The following is an 18,957-nucleotide window of genomic DNA, read 5'->3' on the forward strand; positions in this document are numbered from 1 at the left end:
GCAGAAAAAATGGCTAAAGTCGAGTTTTAGATTGTCCGGATATTTTTCAGGCTGATCTCAGTCGTAAATCCGTCGTCACTGTAAAGCTCGTAGCCTGCGCTTGAATCTCCCAGCTTTATAATGGAAGAATAGTCCACGTCTCTTGAAGTCTGGGCGATTTTTCCACAAAGAGGGATTGATTTCCCCTTTTTGATGAAGAAAACAACCGTGTCTTCAGGAATGTCGATGTAGTGTCCGCCTTTTTCGATCGGAGCCTGACTTGCCTGACAGTTTTTCCAAGTGACCTGAATCATGTCTTCCGGGAGATAGACGAAGCGGCCTTTTGCGTTCTGCCTGTAAACCGGGGCAACAAGAACTTCATTTCCAAGCATAAGCTGGTCTTCGATGTCGCGGGCAATTTTGTCTTCCGGGTAATCGAAAGAGAGGGGGCGGAACATCATGTCGTTTTTAAGGCTGGCCTTGATGAATTCACTGTAAATGTATGGAAGAAGGGCATAGCGGAGTGAGAGCACGCTCTTGAAATCCTCACTCTGGCCGAAAGCATAACATTCCTGATTTCTTGTGTTCCAGGCTGCATGGTTTCGCATGAGCGGTGTGAAAACGCCAAAAGCGAGCCAGCGGAGAACTAAATCGCGGGAACTTGAATCGCCAAAACCACCGATGTCAGCACCTGTGTACAAGAATCCGCACATATTGAGGGAAGGAAGCATTTTCAGCTCCATTTCCAGATTGTTCCACCAGGCAAGGTTGTCGCCCATCCAGATTCCGCCGTAACGGTGAGAGCCGATGCAAGAAGCGCGTGAGTAGAGAAGCGTGCGCCTGTCTTTTTTGATTTCGTTCAGGCCTTCGCGGGCTGCCTTTGTCATGAGGGCACCGTACATGTTGTGAAGCTTGTCATGGCTTACGCTCACTTTCTTGCCATTCAAATCCATTACTTCGTGATAGAAACTCTGGTAGTCCTTTAATCGGTTGCATGTGCTTCCTGAAACCGGGGTAAATTCAAAGAAGGTGTTGATGTCGAGTTCCTTGCCCTTGAAAGACTCGAATTTGTCGAATGCTTCTTTGAGTCCCTCTTCCGTGTAGAAAAGGGCAGGTTCGTTCATGTCGTTCCAGAAGCCTTCTACGCCCGCATCAGTAAGGGCCTTGTACTTGCTTCCGAACCATTTTCGGGCATCCTCGCGGAAAAAGTCTGTGAAAACGCATTTTCCAGGCCAGACTGCGGCGACAAAATTGCTTCCGTCTGCTTTTTTGCAGAAATATCCGGCTTTTTTGCCTTCCTCGTAAACTTCATAGCCCTCTTTTTGCTTGATTCCGGCATCGATAATTGGAATCAGGTGGATTCCCTCTTTTGCCATGTCTTCATTGAGCTTTTTGAAGGCCGGGAATTTTGCCTTGTCCACGGTAAAATCCATGAATTCTTCCATATAATCGATGTCCAGGCAGACGCTGTCGAGGGGTAGCTTGTTTTCCCTGTATTTTTTTACGACTTCGCGGACGTCTTTTTCAGTGCGGTAGCCCCATCTGCTCTGCTGGAAGCCGAAAGCCCAGAAAGGCGGAATGTAGCTTTGACCAATCATCTGGCGGAACTGGTGGACTATGTCTTTGAGGGCTGCTGATTTTTCGCCCTCGCTGCTTGTGATTTCGTAGAGGAAAATGCCCTCGACATCGCACTTGACTGTAAGGGTGTCGTAGTCTGTCCAGCCTATGTCGAATTCGATTTTGCCAGGAGTGTCAAAGTAAAGGCCGGAGATTTTTTCGCCAAAAATGACGATGAAATTGTGGGCACCGTAAAGTGATGAGTCAGATTCGTTTCCGCCCGGCTTGTCTGAGCACCAGCTTGTGTAGTGGAAGCCCCGCTTGTTGATTCCGCGGACATTTTCGCCGAGACCAAAAATCATGTCCTCTTTGGCCATTTTGTATTCAAAAGCGAAAGGCCAGTCTGATTTTACAGCTCCCTGGCTGAGAGAATTTGTGCTCAAAGAAAGGTCATTTACGACTGCGTCGGTCTGGATAATCGGATTACCGAATCTGAATTTATTAATCATGATTAAAAGTATATTCCCTGAAATATCAGAAAACTATAGTTAAAAGTAGCTATTATTATAAAAATAGTATTATTTTTGGCGCAATCTACTTCCTAGGGGCTTTCCAGCCTTCGCTCACGCTCATTGCCGGAAAAGTTTCCAGCTTTTCCGGCAACTTCGGGCTTCCAATCCCGGCGCGGAATTTACTTTTCAATCAGATTCACGAGCACGGTCATGGCTTTTTCCATCTGCTCAAGGCTGGCCCACTCAGTGCGAGAGTGATAGTTGTGGCCGCCCGTGAAGATGTTTGGGCAGGGAATTCCCATTTCCGTGAGGCGAGAACCGTCCGTGCCGCCCCTGATTGGCGTAAAGACCGGCTGGACTCCGGCTTTTTTGTAGGCTGCAACGAGATTTTCGATAACGTCCGGGCGATTTTTGAAACCGTCCTTCATGTTGAGGTATTGCTGGGTGTGGCAGACTTCTGCCTTGCCGCCGAAAGAGGCCGCGCTTGCTTTTGCGAGAGTTTCCACAAGTGCCTTTCGCTTTTCCATGCTTTCAGAATCAAAATCGCGCAGGAAGATTACGACTTTGGCGCTTTCGATTGAGCCTTCGATTGACATGGGGGCGTAAAATCCTTCGTAGCCGCTGGTCGTTTCCGGGGATTCGTGGCGTGGAAGATTTGTGACAAAATTGCTGGCCATCGTGATTGCGTTTACAAGGATTCCTCGGGCCGTGCCGGTGTGAACTGAAACGCCTGTAAAAGTGACCTCTGACTTGAATGCGTTGAAGCACTCTGTCTCAAGCTCGCCGATGTGGCCCCCGTCAACGGTGTAGGCGTATTTTGACTTAATCAGATTGAGGGGAACATTGTCCATGCCGTGGCCTGTTTCTTCGTCCGGGGAGAAGCAGACTTCGATTTGGCCGTGCTTAGCCTGGGGATTTTTTGAAAAATATTCGAGGGCAGTCATGATTTCAGCGACTCCAGCCTTGTCGTCGGCTCCCAGCAAAGTGGTTCCGTCGCTTGTGATGATTGTCTCCTGATTTCGGGCACTTTCTGCCAGGGCAAGGTCTTTTTGCGGGGAAAGAATGTCGCCTGATTTGAGGACAATATCTTCTCCGCCGTAATTTTTGTGAATCTGAGGCTTAACGTCCTTTCCGCTGACTTCCTCAACCGTGTCGATGTGGGCAAGCAGGCAGAAGGGCTCGATTTTTTCCAGCCCTTTAGAAGCAGTGAGACGGCCGTAAACATAGCAGTGGTCCGTGACCTGAACGTCTTCAAGACCGAGTGATTTCAGTTCTGATTCGAGGATGCCAGCCAGGTCAAACTGATTTTTAGTAGAAGGCTGATTTCCCCTGCCAGCCGAATTAGAATCCGAAGTAGTCCAAACCTGAACATAGCGCAAAAAGCGCTCCAAGAGCGATGAGGTCAATTCATTTTTAATCATGAGAAAAGTATAACAGAAAGTATGGAGCTTTTGGAAGAAAGGTGGACTGGGGAGCCTGAAGATATTACATCTTCTTTGAATCTTTTAGAATTTCTACCACTTTATCCGCATTTTTTGCCTGGAGCAGGGCATTCCGGACTTCTTCGTGCATGAGGGAGCCTGAGAAAGCCGCCATTGCCCGCATGAGGGGATTTGCACCTTCGACAGGAGAGACCAGCATGACTATGATTTTTGCCGGCTGACCGTCGAGGGAGCCGAAATCTACGCCGCTTTTTTTGATTCCGATGGCAACGCAGGTTTCGGTTACGCCCTTTGTCTTGGTGTGGGGGATTGCTATTCCCTTGCCGATTCCTGTGCTCATTGATTTTTCACGTTCCTTGAGGGCTGCCATGACCATTGCCCGGTTTTCGACATTGCCCGACTGGCTTAAAAGTGTGAGCATTTCTTCGAGAATTTCGTCCTTTGTATTGCCCTTGAGGTCACATGAAATGCAGTTTGCCTTCAAAAATCTTGTCAGCGAATTTGTGACCCGGTTTTCAGGGCAGGCAAAGCCGTATTGCAGGGTTTCTGTGTTTTTAAGGGCTGAGAGTGAGCGCATTGATTTGTCGAGGCGAATCATGATTTCGTAAAGTTCGCCCTTGATGAAGCCCATGTCCTTTTCGTCGGTTTCTATGATGAGTTTTGTGCCCTCTTCGCGGAGTGAAATTGCCGTGTCGCTGCGTCGGGCCGTGCAGATTCCGTCGGTGATGTTCATCATCTGGACGTAGAAGCCTTCTGCCCGCAAGTCACGGTGCAGAATATCCATGACCAGGTGTGTGAGTTCCTGATTGTTGAAGTCCCATTCGAAAATCTGGCTTTCTTCGTTTGCGATTTCTTTTCTGGTGCCGCGTCCCTTGATTGAGAGTGAAATGTTGAGGATTGGCGGAGAAACGAGGGTTGTTACAAGTGTCATCAAAATGACGACGCCAAACAAATCCTGATTTATGATTGGAAGTCCTGCCGCATCATGAGCCGTAAGACCGATTCCCGCGATAATCAAAGCGACTTCGCCTCGCGGAATCATGCCCGAACCGATGCGGAAACAGCCCTTGAGGTTGAAGCCCAGGCCCAGTGCCGGAAGTCCACAGCCTAAAAGCTTTGAAAGAACTGCGACCAGTGTGTAGATTCCGCCGCAAATCAGGACATTCTGGCTGAAAAGTTTGGTAACATCGACGCTCATGCCTGTGACTGCGAAGAAAATCGGTACGAAGAATTTGTAGAGGGAGTGAATTTTTTCCTGAATGACCGGGGCAATATCTGTGCCTGAAAGGGCCAGGCCTGTCGTATAGGCTCCGATAATCATGGCTATGTGTTCTTTTTCAAAAAATCCTGCCAGAAGGAAGGCAACGCCCAGGGCTGCAATTGAAAAATCTGTTGCACCGCCGAAGCAGCGGACAAAGCGGGCAATTTTTTTGGAAAGAAGGATGAATGCGACTGTTGCAAGGAGCCAGATTCCGAATGCCTTGAGGGCGATGATTCCGATGTCGCCGCCGGAAAGGGCTTTGCCTGTTCCCAGGGCCGAGACGATTCCCATGACGACGGCGAGAAGGACGATTCCGAGTACGTCATCGAAAACTGCCGCCGCAAGAATTGTAACGCCTTCCGGAGAATCCATTTTCTTTTTGTCGCTCAAAATGCGGGCCGTGATTCCGACTGATGTGGCAGTGGACATGATTCCAAGGAAAAGGCATTTTACGTCAAAAAGGCCTGCACACTCGATTCCGAGAACCGGGAGAATGAAATAGGCACAGACTGCACCGAAGAAGAATGAAATAACGACTCCACCCAAACCGATGATTCCGCCTGAGACAGAATATTTGATGAAAAGTGAAAGGTCTGTTTCAAGGCCGGAAGCAAAAAGCAGGATAATGGAAGCAATCTGGGCGAATGCGTAAAGTTCCGGGGAAACGGCGCCTGCAAGCGAGTCTGTTATGCCGAAAAGTCCGTGGGGAAAGCCGGGAAGGGCTATTCCGCCGAGCGCGAAAGGTCCGATTAAAATGCCTGCGACAAGCTCGCCTAAAACAGAAGGAATTCCGACCCGGGCAGCCATCCTGCCGAAAATGCGGGCCATAAAAATTATGATTGCAAGCTGAAAAACCAGCTCTGTGATGATTTCAGTAATATTCATAGGCGAGTATAATACTGTAAAATGAAATAAATGTGAATAATCTTGAATTATTCACTATTGTATGGAATATTTCGCGGTATTATTTATATCTGCCACTTTTTTGCGGCTTCAAGGAGAATCGTGTCGCCTATCCGCAGATTATCGCAGAAAATCGTCTCAAAATCCGCCGTTACAATTTCCTTGCTTTCGGTCGTGCTGGTCTGAATCACAAAGCGGGTCTTGCTGCCAAGGAATTCTTCGGACAAAATCCTTCCGCCGACCAAGATTACATCTGCCGGGACAAGATTCTGGTCAGATTTTAGGGAGCCCTGGGCAAGCTTGAACCATTCCGGCCGGATCATCAGTGTCTTGCCGTCTTTTTTGATGAAATTTGCCTTGCCGACAAAGTCCGCTACAAACTTATTTTTCGGCTCAAAGTAGATTTCTCGCGGGCTTCCTTCCTGCAAAAGCTTTCCTTCGTTGAGGACTGCGATTTTTGTGGAAAGGGAGAGGGCTTCTTCCTGGTCGTGGGTTACGTAAATGGTCGTGATTTTAAGCCTCTGCTGGATTTCCTTGAGCTCTTCACGGACTTTTGAGCGGAGTTTTGTGTCCAGGGAAGAAAGGGGCTCGTCCATCAGAAGAATCTTTGGTTTTAGGACAAGGGCCCGGGCAAGGGCAACCCTCTGCTGCTGGCCGCCTGAAAGCTCGTTGGGATAGCGTGAAAGCAGTTCTTCGATTCCAAGTGAAAGCGAAATTTCTGATACCAGCTGATTTATTTCTGCCTTTGAGAGATTTTTCTGGAGTTTTAGGCCGTATGCTATGTTCTGAGCCACCGAAAGATGGGGAAAAAGTGCGTAATCCTGAAAGACCATGCCGACTTTGCGTTCGTTTACTTCGACACCAGCCTGATTTACGCCGTCAATAAGAATCTCGCCTGACTGGGGCTCTAAAAATCCTGAGATAAGGCGGAGAAGGGTTGTCTTTCCGCAGCCGGACGGGCCCAGAATCGTAGTAAAGCTTCCTTCCTCGACTTTGAGGGAAATGTCGTTTACGGTAAGTGAATTTCCGAAGGAGAATGAGAGGTTTTTCAGTTCAAGCTTTGATTTCATTTCAAAAACTCCATGACTTTCGTAAGATTTTCCTGCATTGTCAGCCGGCCTATGTCGTAGACCCGCTGAAGCTCGTCGGGATTTTTTTCGGTGCGGCCGATTCCAAGTCCTTCTTGCGGGCAGATTACAAAGCATTTGCCGGCCGCTTCCTGTTCGAAAACATATTTTTTCTGGGAATTGTAAACTTCGTGGCGGTGAAGCATTGCCTCATAAATTTTAGGGTATTTTCTCAGGGAAAATTTAATCAGTTTGAGGGCGGATGACGCTTTTTTAACGTATTCGCGCGGCTGGGTCAGAATCACGAGATTTTTTTCGTAGCCCAGGTCTTCAAAAGCCTTGAGGGGAATTGAATCAGTCATGCCGCCGTCCAAAAGCTCGTAGCCGTCAATTTTTACCACATGGGAAGCAAGGGGCATACTGGCGCTGGCCCGCATCCAGGTTAAATCATTTTCGTCGCAGGTAGCAAGTTCCTTGTAGACAGGTTTTCCCGTGCGGCAGTCCGAGGCGACGGCGTAAAATTTAAGGGGATTTGAGCGGTAAGTTTCATAGTCAAAAAGGTCGAGTCGGTTGGGAAGCTCATTGTAGCAGAAATCAGCTCCGTAAAGGTCGCCGGTCAAAATGAGGGAGCGCAAAGAGCAGTAGCGCCAGTCGTGGGAAAATCTTTTGTTGTAGCGGATGGCCCGGCCAATCTGTCTGGATTTAAAATTGCAGCCGAAAGTTGCTCCCGCAGAAACTCCGATCGCACCGTCAAAGTCAACTCCGTTTTCAAGCAAAACATCGCAGACGCCGGCAGTGAACATTCCCCGCATTGCTCCGCCTTCCATTACCAGACCTTTTTTCATAAAATCATCTGCTTCCCTTTATTTTGAATTTGATTACTGCCTTTCCGATAAGGAGCAGGCCAAAGGTCAGTGTCGTGAGAACTGTGGCCAGGGCAGCGGCTTTTCCCCATTCTCCCTGCTCTGCAAGGTTGAGGATCTTTATTGAAGCAAGCGGCGTTTTGAAAGAGACGAGGAAAATTACCGAACTGATTGTACCGACTCCGCGAACAAAATCATAGATGAAAGAAGAAAAAACTCCGCCCCTGCTCAAGGGGAGCAAAACCGTGCTGAGAACCTGGATTTTGTTGGCTCCCAGAGAGAGGGATGCGTCGTCGAGGGTGCTTTTGATTTGCGAGAAGACCGTTGAAATGATTCTGTATGAAAAGGGCATGAAAGCCACGGTCATTGCGACGATTATCATGAATGCTGATGCGTGGATGTGCAGGAGATTTGATGCAAGAGAAAGTGCCAGACCGAAAAGTGAGCCCGGAACAGCCGCCGGAATCTGAACGCAGATGTCGAGATATTTTTTGCAGGGCAGGCTTGTGCGGTTAACGAAGAAAACCGAAAGGCTTGCAAGAAGGGTGCTGAAAATTGCGGCTATGAATGCGAAAGTGATTGAATTGAAAAGCTCCCGGCTGTATTTTCCCATCATTTTGAAGTGACTGGTGGTGAAAGCGGTGTTGATTCCCCAGAGTTTTTGAAAGGCGCCGATTAAAATTGAAGCGAACTGGGATAGAATCAAAAGTGAAATAAAAGCGCAGAAAATGAAGAGAAAAATTCGGGTCACAAGAGAAGATTTTTTTTCCGGCAGGGCTGAAGATTTTGAGCCGACCGTTGCGAATTTTGCATTCTGCCTTTTCATGAAGTGGTTCTGTGCGATAAAAAGGGCGACCGAGGGCAGCACGAGGATTATTCCGAGAACGCAGCTTGTGCCCGCACTGACCCAGCCAGTCAGCTGAGTGTAAACTTCAACGGCAAGAACCCGGAAACGGCCCGCTACAATCATTGGGTTTCCGAAGTCGCTGAGGACTGAGACTGCAATAAAAAGGGCAGCCGAAAGGATTCCGTTTGCGCAGAGGGGAAGGGTGATTGTGAGGGCGATTTTGGCCTTTGATGCTCCCATAGCCCTTGCCGCCTGCTCTAAGCTTGGAGGAACCCGTCTTAAAACCTGGGCGCAAATTAAATAGGCAATTGGGAAAAAGCATAAAACCTGGGCAATCAAAAGTCCCCGGAATCCGTAAAGGCTCACGTCGAGGCCCAAAAGTGTCTTTGTGAAAAATCCCTGGCGGCCGAAAAGCAGGATGAAGGAAAGACCGCCGACGAAAGGTGGTGTCATCAGGTGGAGAATCGGAATAAAGCCGAAAAACTTTTTAAAAGGAATGTCAGCCTTGATGACGGCGTAGGCAAAAAGGTAGCCGACAAGAACTGAAAGCGTGGTTGAGCAGAGGCATTCAAGCAGGGTGTTGAGCATGGCTCCCCGCCAGACGCTTGAAGTGAAAACCGAAACAAAATCTTTTGTGCGTGGTGAAATTAAAACGCAGGCAAGCGGAAAAACAACAAAAGCCGTGAGCAGAAAAATCACGGCAAGGTAGAGTGCATTTATAGAAGAAAATTTGATTCGTGCAGGGGGCTTTCCCCCCGCTGGCTGCCGGTTATTTGACATCCTTAGCCCAAGTGTAAAGAACTTTTGCTTTTTCTGAAGCGGCTTTCTGAACGTCGTAGTCGATTAAATCGATGTCTGAAACCGAGATGCTTCCCTTGATGGCCTTTGCCTCTGGATTTACCGGAGCTGTGAAAGTGAACTCGCTCATGAGTTCCTGAGCCTCAATTGAAAGCATGAAATCTACGAATTTCTTTGCAGCAGAAAGATTTTTTGAATTCTTCATGATTGAAACGCAGTCAACGTCTCCTGCTGACTGAGGCGGTGCGATTGGCTGAACATTGAAGCCCTGTGCATTGTATTTTGCCAGTGCGTGGAGGTATGAAACACCAAGAGCATATTCGCCGGTTCCAAGGAGTTTTGCAGGAGCGCTTCCTGAATCCGGGAACTGACCGACGTTTTTTGTGAGGGCAAGAAGATATTCCCAGCCCTTTTCCTCTCCCAGTCGTTGCAGCTGGTTCTGAACGAAAATATAGCCTGTACTTGAAGCCGAAGGATTGTTCAAAATGATTTCGCCTTTGAAAGCCGGATTGAGCAAATCTTCCCATGTTTTTGGAAGAGGTATGTTCGGGAATTTTTCGGCAAAGCGCTTTGTGTTTACGCCGATTCCGAGTGTGAGTACGCAGAAGCCTGTCCATGTGTTGTCGCTGGCAACTGCATAAGAAGGAAGATTTTTTGCGAGCGGTGAAGTGTAGCTTTCGAGAGCACCTTCTTTGTCAGCCTGAATGTGGTAACTTGAAGCTCCGCCGAGAAGAATGTCAGCCTGCGGGTCATTTTTTTCAGTGATGACTCGGTTTACAAGTTCGCCTGTTGTTGCTCGAAGATAGCTGACTGGAATTCCTGTTTTATCTGTGAAAAGTTTTGTAAGGGCCTCTGTTTCTTCGTCGTGGATGATTGAGTAAACGCGAAGTTCCTGAGACTGATTGTTTGTGCAGCCGAGGAAAGAAAGTGCTGCGAGAATTGAAAGAAGTGCAAATTTTTTCATGCAAGTGCCTCCGATTTTTGTATTACCTAGTAATTTAGTATGAAAAGATTTTTTATTCAAGTGGGGTAAAGACTTGATTGGCAGTTAATGGATGGCTCCCTGCCCTCTGTGAAGCGGTATTTTTTTCTCTTTAAAAATAAATTCATTTCCATTAAAATCAAATTATGGAAGAAAATATCATCGAAACTGAATCTGAAAATTCTCAGCCGCCTGTAGGCCCAAAAACAGCACTTGTAACAATTATCGGCCGTCCGTCCAGCGGAAAATCAACTTTTTTGAATACGGCGGCAGGTGAGCCTGTCTCAATCGTAAGCGCAATGCCTCAGACTACACGAAACGCAATCCGCGGAATCGTAAATACTTCGCTAGGCCAGCTCGTTTTTGTCGATACACCGGGCTACCACGATTCCGAAAAGAAAATGAACCTCAAGATGCGTGGAATCGTCGCCGATCAGCTCAAAGATTCTGATTTAATCCTCTACATCATAGACAGCACGCGAAATTGTGCCGAAGAAGAGCGTCTTATCGCCGAGCTTTTGGAAGCACATCAGGACAAAGTCGTCATCGCCCTCAATAAAATCGATGCTCCCCAGCCATTGCGTGAGCATGCCCGCAAATTCATCAAGGCAAATCTGCCGAAGGTGCCGGAAAAACGCATTCTTGAAATCTCAGCTAAAAATGACCAGGGAATCAATGAGGTTTTGAAAGCCCTTTTTGACATGGCAAAAGAGGGTCCTCATCTTTACAGCGAAGAATTTTACACTGACCAGGAAGTTGATTTCCGAATTGCAGAGGTAATCCGAGAGCAGGCAATCAACCGTCTCGATCAGGAAGTTCCTCATGCCGTTTACGTTCAGATTGCAGACATGGAAATGCGGTCTCCCACAAAAATGTGGTGCCGTGCCTTCCTCTGCGTAGAAAAAGAAAGCCAGAAGGGAATAGTAATCGGAAAAGGCGCCCAGATGATTAAAACAATCCGCGTAGAAAGCATCAAAGCCCTCCGAAAAATTTTCGACTACAAAATAGACTTAGACTTGCAGGTAAAAGTAGATAAAAACTGGCGCCAGCGCGACGCCACGCTGAATAAACTTTTGAAGTAGTTTTACAAATTAATTGGCTGAGTCAAAAAAACGGCTTCCAGTCGTGATAACGGCTTATCGAAACCGCAGGCTAGCCTGCTACACGCGTTTTGTGCCTGTAACTATATACGTTTGCCGCTTGCGCGGCAGCACAAAACGAGTGTTTTCGTAAGCCGTTTCACTCCTTCGCGCCGTTTTTTTTGCAATATCCGGAAATTTGCAAAACTCGACATTCAGATTCAGGCTAATTATCGAATTTCCACGCTTCCGTCGGCGTGAGCTATGAATGCCGTTGGCTTGAGCTTTGTGAAGAATCCTACCTCAACAACGCCTGTGATTCTGTCGATTTTGTCTTCCATTTCGACCGGGTTTACCGGGCTTTCCCATGTGCAGTCCAGAATCTGGTTGCCGTTGTCCGTGATTACAGGGCCGCATTTTCTGACGCCCTCGCGGAGAACGCATTTTGCGCCGAGCTTTTTGAGCTCTTTTTCAACAGCCCTTCTTGCTCCAGGAACGATTTCTACCGGAAGAGGAAATTTTGTTCCAACGTGGGCAACTGATTTTGATTCATCAGCTACGATTACGAGTTCCTTTGAATTGTACTCAACGATTTTTTCGAGAAGGTGAGCAGCTCCACCGCCTTTAATCAGGTGATTTTCCGGGTCGATTTCGTCGGCTCCGTCAATTGCAAGGTCAAGCTGGCCGTCGATTTCGCGGTCATTGAGGGTGTAAACCGGGATTCCCAGGTCCTTGCAGTAATTTTCAGTCTGGAAGCTTGTTACGACTGCCTTGATGTCATGCAGGGTACCGTCTTCGATTCGCTCTGAAAGTCTTTTGACTGCCGGAAGAGCCGTGCTTCCTGTGCCCAAACCGATTTTCATTCCAGAAAAGATTTTTTTCTGCTCGATCAAAGTGTCAACTGCGGTTTTTGCCGCCAAAGTCTTCTGTTCGCTTTGTGTAAGTGCCATAATTTCCTCTATTTTACTGTTTTACAGTTTTGAATAATCTGTATTGTTCTTCGCCCTGATACTGGAGCATGGTGTAGCCGTTGTGGACTTTGCAGCCTGCTTTTTCGGCTCTTGCCATGATCGGTGTGACTTCCGGTTCATAAACGATGTCGTAAATCATTTCTGTGCCGGCAAAATCGTAGAACCAGAGCGGATCGTTTTCGGGATTTGAAAGCTCCGTGCTTCCCATGCCCTTTGACGTTGTCTGGATGATAAGGTCGTTGTATTTTTTGAGGGTGATGATTGACTCAGCTCCAAGAGGGGCGTAGTCGAATCCGTACTGCTTGCCCAGAGTGCGGGCCTTTGCAATAGTTCTGTTGAAAATACAGGCCTTTCCGCCGAGTTTTTTGACGGCGTAGGCAATTGCCTTTGCGGCACCACCGGCACCGATAATCGCAACCCTAGTTTTTTTGAGGTTTTTGAGGCCAGTGAACTTTAAGAGGGCCTTTGTGAAGCCTGTACAGTCAGTGTTGTAGCCAATCCAGAGACCGTTTTCGTTGATTACCGTGTTGCAGGCTCCGATTTCCTCGACTTTTTTGTCCACAGAGAAAAGATTTTTGATGATGTCTTCCTTGTGGGGAATCGTGACTGAAAATCCGTTGATTCCAAGCTCGTTTGCAAATTCAAAGGCTTCGCTTGCTTTTTCGGACCTGAAAGGAATGTAAACGGCGTTCTGCTTTGTATGAAGGAAGCGCTCGTTGTGAATCTTTGGGCTCGAAGTGTATTTAAGCGGCCAGCCTGTGATTCCAAAAAGCTGGGTGTCCGAATTGATTTCGTGAAAATGGTAAATTTCTTCGAGGGTTTTTGGATCAGTGTGACCGATATCCGAAAGACTCAAATCCAGGTCTGCCGGTGAAGTGTAGCTGAGGTAAGAATTGAAGCGCTCTGCAAGAATTCTTGTTGGAAGACCGACCGCACCCATCGCGCAGACAATCTGGTCAGAATGCTTGAAATCCTGCATTTCCCTGTAAAGGTTTGTGACGTCCTTGAGGCTGTGGGGCATGAAAGCGATTTTTGGGATTTCAAAGCGAGACCCGTGCATTGAACGGAGTTTTTCGCTGATGTTCTCGACCGGATTTTTCATGTCATGGAAGGAACGGATGATTTTTGTTCCGTAGGCCATTGCCGCATCCTGAAGGGAAGAAATGTGAAAGTCTTCCTCAAAGTCAACGTAGGCGAAGTTTTTTGCGGAATCTTCGCTGGCAAAAGCAAGGGCGCGCGCAAAAAGCATGGAGCGTGAAGCCTCGCCTTCTGAAAATTTGCCGCCGTCAACAGTTCGTCGGATTGTAAGGATGCAGGGAAGTCCGGCCCTTGCAGGAAAATCGCGGATGTTAAGCCTTTCGTCATCTTCAAGCAAATCGACCCTGAGTTCAACAAGGTCAATGTATTTACGATATTTTTCGATAAGAGCAAGGTCTTTTTCTACGGTTGATGCCGTAAGACAAAGACAGATCAATGGTTTTGACATGGCTAAATAATACAATATCAATAAAAAAAAATCTATATGATTCTATTGACAGTAACATGAAGACATGATATTCTGTTTCTATAAACAGTAACAATTAGAAAGAGGCAGTTATGACACGAACAGATTCAATATATTTTTCACTTCCTTCTGACCGATACACGCCGTTTTCACTGGCACGAAAAATCGGAGCTTCGGCAATTCTGGAAAGTGCGAGTTTTGCGCGCGGCAAGGAAAGATATTCAATCCTCTTGCTTGAACCGGCCTTCCGTATCGTTCAGGACGAAGAGGGCGTTGCATTTTTGATTGACGGCCGAAGACTTCCTTATAAAGAAAAGAACACGACCGGCGAGACAATCGCACCTGGAAGCCGCGTTCTTCACACTCCTGACATTCTGGATGCACTTTTGTATGTCGCCCAGCAGAACGACACAAGCGTTGTCCACAACGAGGACGGAAGCGAAAGTCCCAATGCAATTCCTGTTCCGACCAGCGGCCTGGGCTATCTTAGCTACGAATTTTCTGCCCGCTGTGACACAATCATGATGGCTCCTCAGACAGACGAGCTTCACATCCCGGAAAGCGAATTCGTTGCAGGCCACATTTACGTCGTTTTTGACCACTTTACTGAAAAACTCCACATTTTCGCCCTCAACTACAACGAGCACCAGATTGATTTGGACAAGGCAGTTGCTGATTTGAAAAAACGCCTCAACGACATGGACTTCTCTTATCTTTCGGCACCGGAAGAGCCTTGCGAAGTCCGCACAATCACAAACCTTGAGCAGAGCGAGCGTGAGTACAAGGAAAAGGTCGAGGCAATCAAAAAGGAAATCATAGCCGGAAACCTCCTGCAGGCAGTTCCGAGCCGCCGCCTCCAGCTTGAATGTGACAATTCGGCTCTGGAAATTTACCGAAGACTGAGGGCAATAAATCCAAGCCCATATCTTTTCTACATTGACTTTGGCGAGAGACAGCTGATTGGTGCAAGCCCGGAAAGCCTTGTGCGTGTCCGTGAGGGTGTCGCATCGATCCGCCCGATTGCAGGAACCCGCCGCCGTGGAAAGAACAATGCCGAGGACGAAGCTCTTAAAACTGAGCTTTTGAACGACGGAAAAGAGCGGGCTGAGCATTTGATGCTCGTTGACCTTGCCCGAAACGATTTGGGCCGAGTCTGTGCCAACGGAAGCGTTGAAGTCACACGCTTTATGGAAGTCGAAAAATTCAGCCATGTAATGCACATCGTCTCTGATGTTCAGGGAAAAGTTGCAGCAGGCTTTAAGCCGATTCAGGTTTTGCGCGCTGCCTTCCCGGCTGGAACGGTTTCAGGCGCTCCAAAAATCAGTGCAATTCAGATTTTGAGCCGCCTGGAAAAAATCAAGCGAAGGTTCTACGCGGGGGCAGTCGGCTACATTCAGTCAAACGGCGATTTGGATTTCTGTATCGCAATCCGCTGTGCCCTCAAGCAGGACAAGGTCTGGACCTTGCAGGCGGGCGGTGGAATCGTGTACGACTCAAACGCAGACCGCGAATGGGAAGAAACCAACGAAAAGCTGGGTGCGCTCAGAAGCGTTTTTGAAGTTAGAAAGTAGGAGAAAAATATGATTGCATTTATCGATAACAAAGACAGTTTTACATTTAACATCGTTCAGAGCCTGGAGCGGGTTTCTGGAGACAAGGTTTGCGTCTTCCGTTCTGAGGAAGCCACTGTGGCTGAAATTGAGGCCGCAAAGCCAAGTCATATCGTCGTAGGACCTGGACCTGGAACTCCGGCTGAGGCAGGCATTTCTATAGAAGCAATTAAATATTTTGCCGGAAAACTTCCGATTTTGGGAATCTGCTTGGGACATCAGGCAATCGGTGCGGCTTTCGGGGCAAATATCGTTGGAGCAAAATACATCCGCCACGGAATCGTCGAGGAAATTAAGACTGACGGACGCGGAATTTTCCGAAACATCGGACTTAAAGGCAGCTTCACCCGCTATCACTCGCTTGTCGTTGATGAAAGCACTCTTCCACCGGAATTTGAAGTTTCTGCCCGGGCAAAAGACGGCGACATCATGGGAATCCGCCACAAGGAGCTCGTAATCGAGGGCGTTCAGTTCCACCCGGAATCAATCGCAAGCGAAAAGGGCGACAATCTTTTCAAGGCATTCTTGAATTACAGCCGCGAAAACATTTCATCAGTCCTGCTTTTGAACCAGCTGATTGACAAAAAAGAACCTCTTTCACGAGAGCAGACCGCAAGTTTTATCAGTGAGCTTACTGACGGTACGATGGACGAAAAAGTTGCTTCTTCAGTCCTTACCGCAATGGCGGCGCGTGGCTTACCGACTGCGGACGAAATGGCAGGAGCTGCGGGCGTAATGCTTGCCAAAAAGACAAAATTCCCGCTGGAAAATCATGGGTTGGCAGAAATCGTCGGAACTGGCGGCGACGGAAAGGGCAGCTTCAATATTTCTTCGATGTCGGCTCTCGTGGCTTCAAGCTGCGGTCAGGTTATGGCAAAGCACGGAAACAGGGCTGTCTCTTCAAAATCTGGCGCTGCGGACTTCTTTGAGGCCCTTGGAGTCAACATCATGGCGGCTCCAGACAAAACTGCCGAACTTGTCAAAAAAACCGGCTTCGGCTTCCTCATGGCTCCGGTCTACCACTCTGCAATGCGTTTTGCGGCTCCAATCCGCAAGGCACTGGGAATCAAAACGATTTTCAACGTCCTGGGCCCTCTCTTGAATCCTGCAAACGCAGAATATGAAGTTTTGGGCGTCTATTCAAAGGATTTGCTCAAGGATTACGCTCATGCGGCAAAATCCCTGGGTGCAAAGCGAGTCATGGTCGTCAATTCAGAAGACGGATACGACGAGATTTCTCCATGTGCAAAAACTTATGTCTATCAGATTGATGAAAAGGGCAACGAAAATCAGTATGTGATTGATCCTGCAAACTTTGGAATTTCTGGCGCAGACGAAAATGAGCTTTACGGCGGAAACGGTCCGGACAATGCAAAGCTTGCAATGGAAGTTTTGAACGGAGCCGGCCGCAAGACAATCCGTTATGCAGTCGGCCTCAATGCGGGAGCAGTCCTCTACCTCTGCGGAAAAGCCCGCACCCTTAAAGACGGTTACGCAATGGCTCTTGAAGCAATCGATTCTGGAAAAACCCTCGCAAAACTGAAGGAAATCCAGGACGTAAGCCAGGCCCTGAGCGCATAACGCATAGATTATAGAAAATTTGCCAAAACGCAAATCATGCGGAATCAAGGTTTGCGTTTTGGCTGATATTATTTTCCTAAATCATAAACACGGATTTCGTAAGAAGCGAAGTTTTTGAAAACCAGGTTCTTGGCTCCGTTTTCGAATCTTTCAAAATCTATCTTATAATTAGAATTTTCATCGCCAAAAATCAGTTTGCACTTGCTGCTGTCTGAAAGTCCGAAGTCTTCAAACCAGAATTTCAGCTGTTCTTTTCCTGTCAAATTCGCTACGACTAAAATTTTCTGGCTTTCGTATGAAATCGTGTAGGCTACGGCACCTTTCCAGTGATTTCTTGTGGCGTTATCAATCATGTCGCTGTAAAGGGCCTGTACCTTTCCCTTTGCAAAAAGCTTTTTGTATTCATCTTTCTGCCTGAGTTCCAGCAATTTTTTGTTGACCTTCAGAATGGAATTTTCCTCTGTCTTTTGAGAATTTGCCATCGACCATTTAAATGGCTGCCTGAGCCTGAAATCCCCGTCCTGACTTCCAGATTTCTGTGCAATTTCGTTTCCGTAATAAATGAAGGGAACTGTCGGGCGGAGAAGGGAAAGTTCTGTCGCCAGAATTGCGCCTTTTGTAGAGCCTTCGCCGAAGGTGTCTGCCAGCCGCCCTTGATATTCGTCATGGTTTCCCAAAAATGTTCCGTAAGACCATTCGCTTTTTGCAGGCGTAAAAAGACTTGAAGTCAGATTATCATCCCACCACTTTCTGACGTCTGTAATGCATGTCTTGCCCTGATCAAAATCAAGGACCATGTTGAATTCAGGATTTGCTTCCGTGCCGAAATAATCGTTGAGCAGCTTGCGGTTGTATTCAATCCATGCCTCGCAGACCATGAATTTTGGGCTTTCATATTCATCAATGACCTTGCGAAGTTCCTGGAACCACTCGTGAGTCTCGCTTGTGTCCGTCTGAGAAGACTTGCTTTCGATAAGATAACGCACCGCATCAATTCTTAAGCCGTCAAAACCCTTGTTGAGCCAGTAGCGGACTACGTTTTTCATTTCCTCGCGGACTTCGTAATTCCGGTAGTTCAAATCGGGCTGTGTATCTGCAAATGCCGCATAGTAATACCTGCCGTTCTTGTAGTGCCATGCGTCTGCACCCCAGGTGTTTTTCCAGTTGTTCGGGCTGTTGCTCCACAAATACCAGTTTGACTTTCCGTTTTTGCCGTTCGAGCTGTCCAGAAACCACTTATTTTCATGTGAAGTGTGATTAGGAACGAAGTCGAATATGATTTTCATTCCTCGTGCGTGACAAGCTTCAATGAGCGATTCAAGTTCTGCTTCGGCATTCGAGCCGTCGCCAGTTCCGAAGAATTTATTGACCTTGTAAAAGTCGTTGACGTCATAGCCGTGCATGTTGATTCCGGCACTTTCGGCATTTGATCCGCCTTTGTACCAGCAATCCCAGAACGGACTGAGCCAGATTGCGTCGCAGCCCAAATCATTCTGAATGTAGTCGAGGCTGTCTTCGATTCCCCTGAAGTCGCCACAGTTTTTTGAGCAGTCGTCCAAATCAGAATCTTTGAAAGACTTAATCCAGATGTGGTAAAATGCAGAAGTTTTCCACCAGTTTGCGCTTAGATTTTCACTTTGATTTGTGATTTCGGGAAGAGCGACCGGGCTTTTGTAGTTTTTGTCGCCGGTCCATTCGTAATAGTCAGACTGAGATTCTTTTGATTTTTCATTTTCATTGGAAGGAAGCGTACATGCAGAAAAAAAAGCAAACGAAACTAAAAGAACCGATTTAAATATATTTCTTTGCATAGCAAGACTATTTTAACCGGAACTTGATTTTAGTGCTTGGCGTATATCCGCTTTATTTTGGTAGGATTTTCGCCTTTAAAAAAGAGGGGGAAAGCCTTCCCCCTGGTTCGCATTTCATTGCTCACACACCCCCATCTCCTAAGGGCAAGCCCTTAAAATCCCAACTTTGGCAAAACCTGTGATTTTTCTG

13 protein-coding genes are annotated in these 18,957 nt (G+C 47.4%); 3 read left to right on the forward strand and 10 right to left on the reverse strand.

Features of this window, described 5'->3' with window-relative positions; all coding sequences use genetic code 11:
• Nucleotides 1–26: 26 nt before the first annotated feature.
• The 7 genes from HNP76_RS11825 to HNP76_RS11855 all read right to left on the reverse strand — a co-directional run bounded on the left by HNP76_RS11825 (nt 27) and on the right by HNP76_RS11855 (nt 10,193).
• Entirely contained in the window at nt 27–2,045 is a 2,019-nt protein-coding gene (locus HNP76_RS11825; RefSeq protein ID WP_184660754.1) for a glycoside hydrolase family 31 protein, read from the reverse strand.
• A gap of 182 nt (nt 2,046–2,227) precedes the next feature.
• Nucleotides 2,228–3,469, reverse strand: coding sequence for a peptidase T (gene pepT / locus HNP76_RS11830; protein ID WP_184660755.1), 1,242 nt, complete (start codon nt 3,467–3,469; stop codon nt 2,228–2,230).
• A 64-nt stretch (nt 3,470–3,533) separates the two neighbouring features.
• Nucleotides 3,534–5,636 carry a fructose PTS transporter subunit IIA gene (locus HNP76_RS11835; protein ID WP_184660756.1) on the reverse strand — a complete coding sequence of 701 codons (2,103 nt, stop codon included), beginning with the start codon at nt 5,634–5,636 and terminating at the stop codon, nt 3,534–3,536.
• A gap of 83 nt (nt 5,637–5,719) precedes the next feature.
• Nucleotides 5,720–6,724, reverse strand: coding sequence for an ABC transporter ATP-binding protein (locus HNP76_RS11840; RefSeq protein ID WP_184660757.1), 1,005 nt, complete (start codon nt 6,722–6,724; stop codon nt 5,720–5,722).
• Entirely contained in the window at nt 6,721–7,566 is an 846-nt protein-coding gene (locus HNP76_RS11845; RefSeq protein ID WP_184660758.1) for a patatin-like phospholipase family protein, read from the reverse strand. Before HNP76_RS11845 ends, HNP76_RS11840 begins: the two co-directional genes overlap by 4 nt.
• Before the next feature lie 4 nt (nt 7,567–7,570).
• Nucleotides 7,571–9,211 carry an ABC transporter permease gene (locus tag HNP76_RS11850; protein ID WP_184660773.1) on the reverse strand — a complete coding sequence of 547 codons (1,641 nt, stop codon included), beginning with the start codon at nt 9,209–9,211 and terminating at the stop codon, nt 7,571–7,573.
• Nucleotides 9,201–10,193, reverse strand: a complete 993-nt coding sequence (locus HNP76_RS11855) for an ABC transporter substrate-binding protein (RefSeq protein ID WP_184660775.1) — start codon at nt 10,191–10,193, stop codon at nt 9,201–9,203. Before HNP76_RS11855 ends, HNP76_RS11850 begins: the two co-directional genes overlap by 11 nt.
• Before the next feature lie 164 nt (nt 10,194–10,357).
• Between HNP76_RS11855 and era the strand changes: the two genes are divergently transcribed.
• Complete coding sequence (era, locus tag HNP76_RS11860; RefSeq protein WP_184660777.1) at nt 10,358–11,293, forward strand: GTPase Era; 936 nt, start codon at nt 10,358–10,360, stop codon at nt 11,291–11,293.
• 227 nt (nt 11,294–11,520) lie between these two features.
• Here era and rpiA read toward each other — a convergent pair whose 3' ends face one another.
• Both rpiA and HNP76_RS11870 read right to left on the reverse strand, forming a co-directional pair.
• The gene (gene rpiA / locus HNP76_RS11865) at nt 11,521–12,240 is read right to left on the reverse strand and encodes a ribose-5-phosphate isomerase RpiA (RefSeq protein WP_184660779.1); all 720 of its coding nucleotides are present in this window, start codon (nt 12,238–12,240) and stop codon (nt 11,521–11,523) included.
• Nucleotides 12,241–12,253: 13 nt separating this feature from the next.
• A complete protein-coding gene (locus HNP76_RS11870) occupies nt 12,254–13,747 on the reverse strand; it encodes a bifunctional type I 3-dehydroquinate dehydratase/shikimate dehydrogenase (RefSeq protein WP_184660781.1) in 1,494 nt (497 codons plus the stop codon).
• A gap of 110 nt (nt 13,748–13,857) precedes the next feature.
• Between HNP76_RS11870 and HNP76_RS11875 the strand changes: the two genes are divergently transcribed.
• Nucleotides 13,858–15,336 carry a chorismate-binding protein gene (locus HNP76_RS11875; RefSeq protein ID WP_184660783.1) on the forward strand — a complete coding sequence of 493 codons (1,479 nt, stop codon included), beginning with the start codon at nt 13,858–13,860 and terminating at the stop codon, nt 15,334–15,336.
• 9 nt (nt 15,337–15,345) lie between these two features.
• A complete protein-coding gene (locus HNP76_RS11880; protein ID WP_184660785.1) occupies nt 15,346–16,956 on the forward strand; it encodes a bifunctional anthranilate synthase component II/anthranilate phosphoribosyltransferase in 1,611 nt (536 codons plus the stop codon).
• A 68-nt stretch (nt 16,957–17,024) separates the two neighbouring features.
• On the opposite strand, the gene HNP76_RS11885 is transcribed toward HNP76_RS11880, so the two are convergent.
• Nucleotides 17,025–18,767, reverse strand: coding sequence for an alpha-amylase family glycosyl hydrolase (locus HNP76_RS11885; RefSeq protein WP_184660787.1), 1,743 nt, complete (start codon nt 18,765–18,767; stop codon nt 17,025–17,027).
• Nucleotides 18,768–18,957: the final 190 nt, after the last annotated feature.

It is taken from the genome of Treponema ruminis, from assembly GCF_014201975.1.
GTDB classification, from domain to species: domain Bacteria; phylum Spirochaetota; class Spirochaetia; order Treponematales; family Treponemataceae; genus Treponema_D; species Treponema_D ruminis.

Coding starts and splice junctions, on each gene's coding strand:
- HNP76_RS11825 (WP_184660754.1), bottom strand. CDS start 2,045: ATGATTAATAAATTCAGATTCGGTAATCCGATTATCCAGACCGACGCA.
- pepT (WP_184660755.1), bottom strand. CDS start 3,469: ATGATTAAAAATGAATTGACCTCATCGCTCTTGGAGCGCTTTTTGCGC.
- HNP76_RS11835 (WP_184660756.1), bottom strand. CDS start 5,636: ATGAATATTACTGAAATCATCACAGAGCTGGTTTTTCAGCTTGCAATC.
- HNP76_RS11840 (WP_184660757.1), bottom strand. CDS start 6,724: ATGAAATCAAAGCTTGAACTGAAAAACCTCTCATTCTCCTTCGGAAAT.
- HNP76_RS11845 (WP_184660758.1), bottom strand. CDS start 7,566: ATGAAAAAAGGTCTGGTAATGGAAGGCGGAGCAATGCGGGGAATGTTC.
- HNP76_RS11850 (WP_184660773.1), bottom strand. CDS start 9,211: ATGTCAAATAACCGGCAGCCAGCGGGGGGAAAGCCCCCTGCACGAATC.
- HNP76_RS11855 (WP_184660775.1), bottom strand. CDS start 10,193: ATGAAAAAATTTGCACTTCTTTCAATTCTCGCAGCACTTTCTTTCCTC.
- era (WP_184660777.1), top strand. CDS start 10,358: ATGGAAGAAAATATCATCGAAACTGAATCTGAAAATTCTCAGCCGCCT.
- rpiA (WP_184660779.1), bottom strand. CDS start 12,240: ATGGCACTTACACAAAGCGAACAGAAGACTTTGGCGGCAAAAACCGCA.
- HNP76_RS11870 (WP_184660781.1), bottom strand. CDS start 13,747: ATGTCAAAACCATTGATCTGTCTTTGTCTTACGGCATCAACCGTAGAA.
- HNP76_RS11875 (WP_184660783.1), top strand. CDS start 13,858: ATGACACGAACAGATTCAATATATTTTTCACTTCCTTCTGACCGATAC.
- HNP76_RS11880 (WP_184660785.1), top strand. CDS start 15,346: ATGATTGCATTTATCGATAACAAAGACAGTTTTACATTTAACATCGTT.
- HNP76_RS11885 (WP_184660787.1), bottom strand. CDS start 18,767: ATGCAAAGAAATATATTTAAATCGGTTCTTTTAGTTTCGTTTGCTTTT.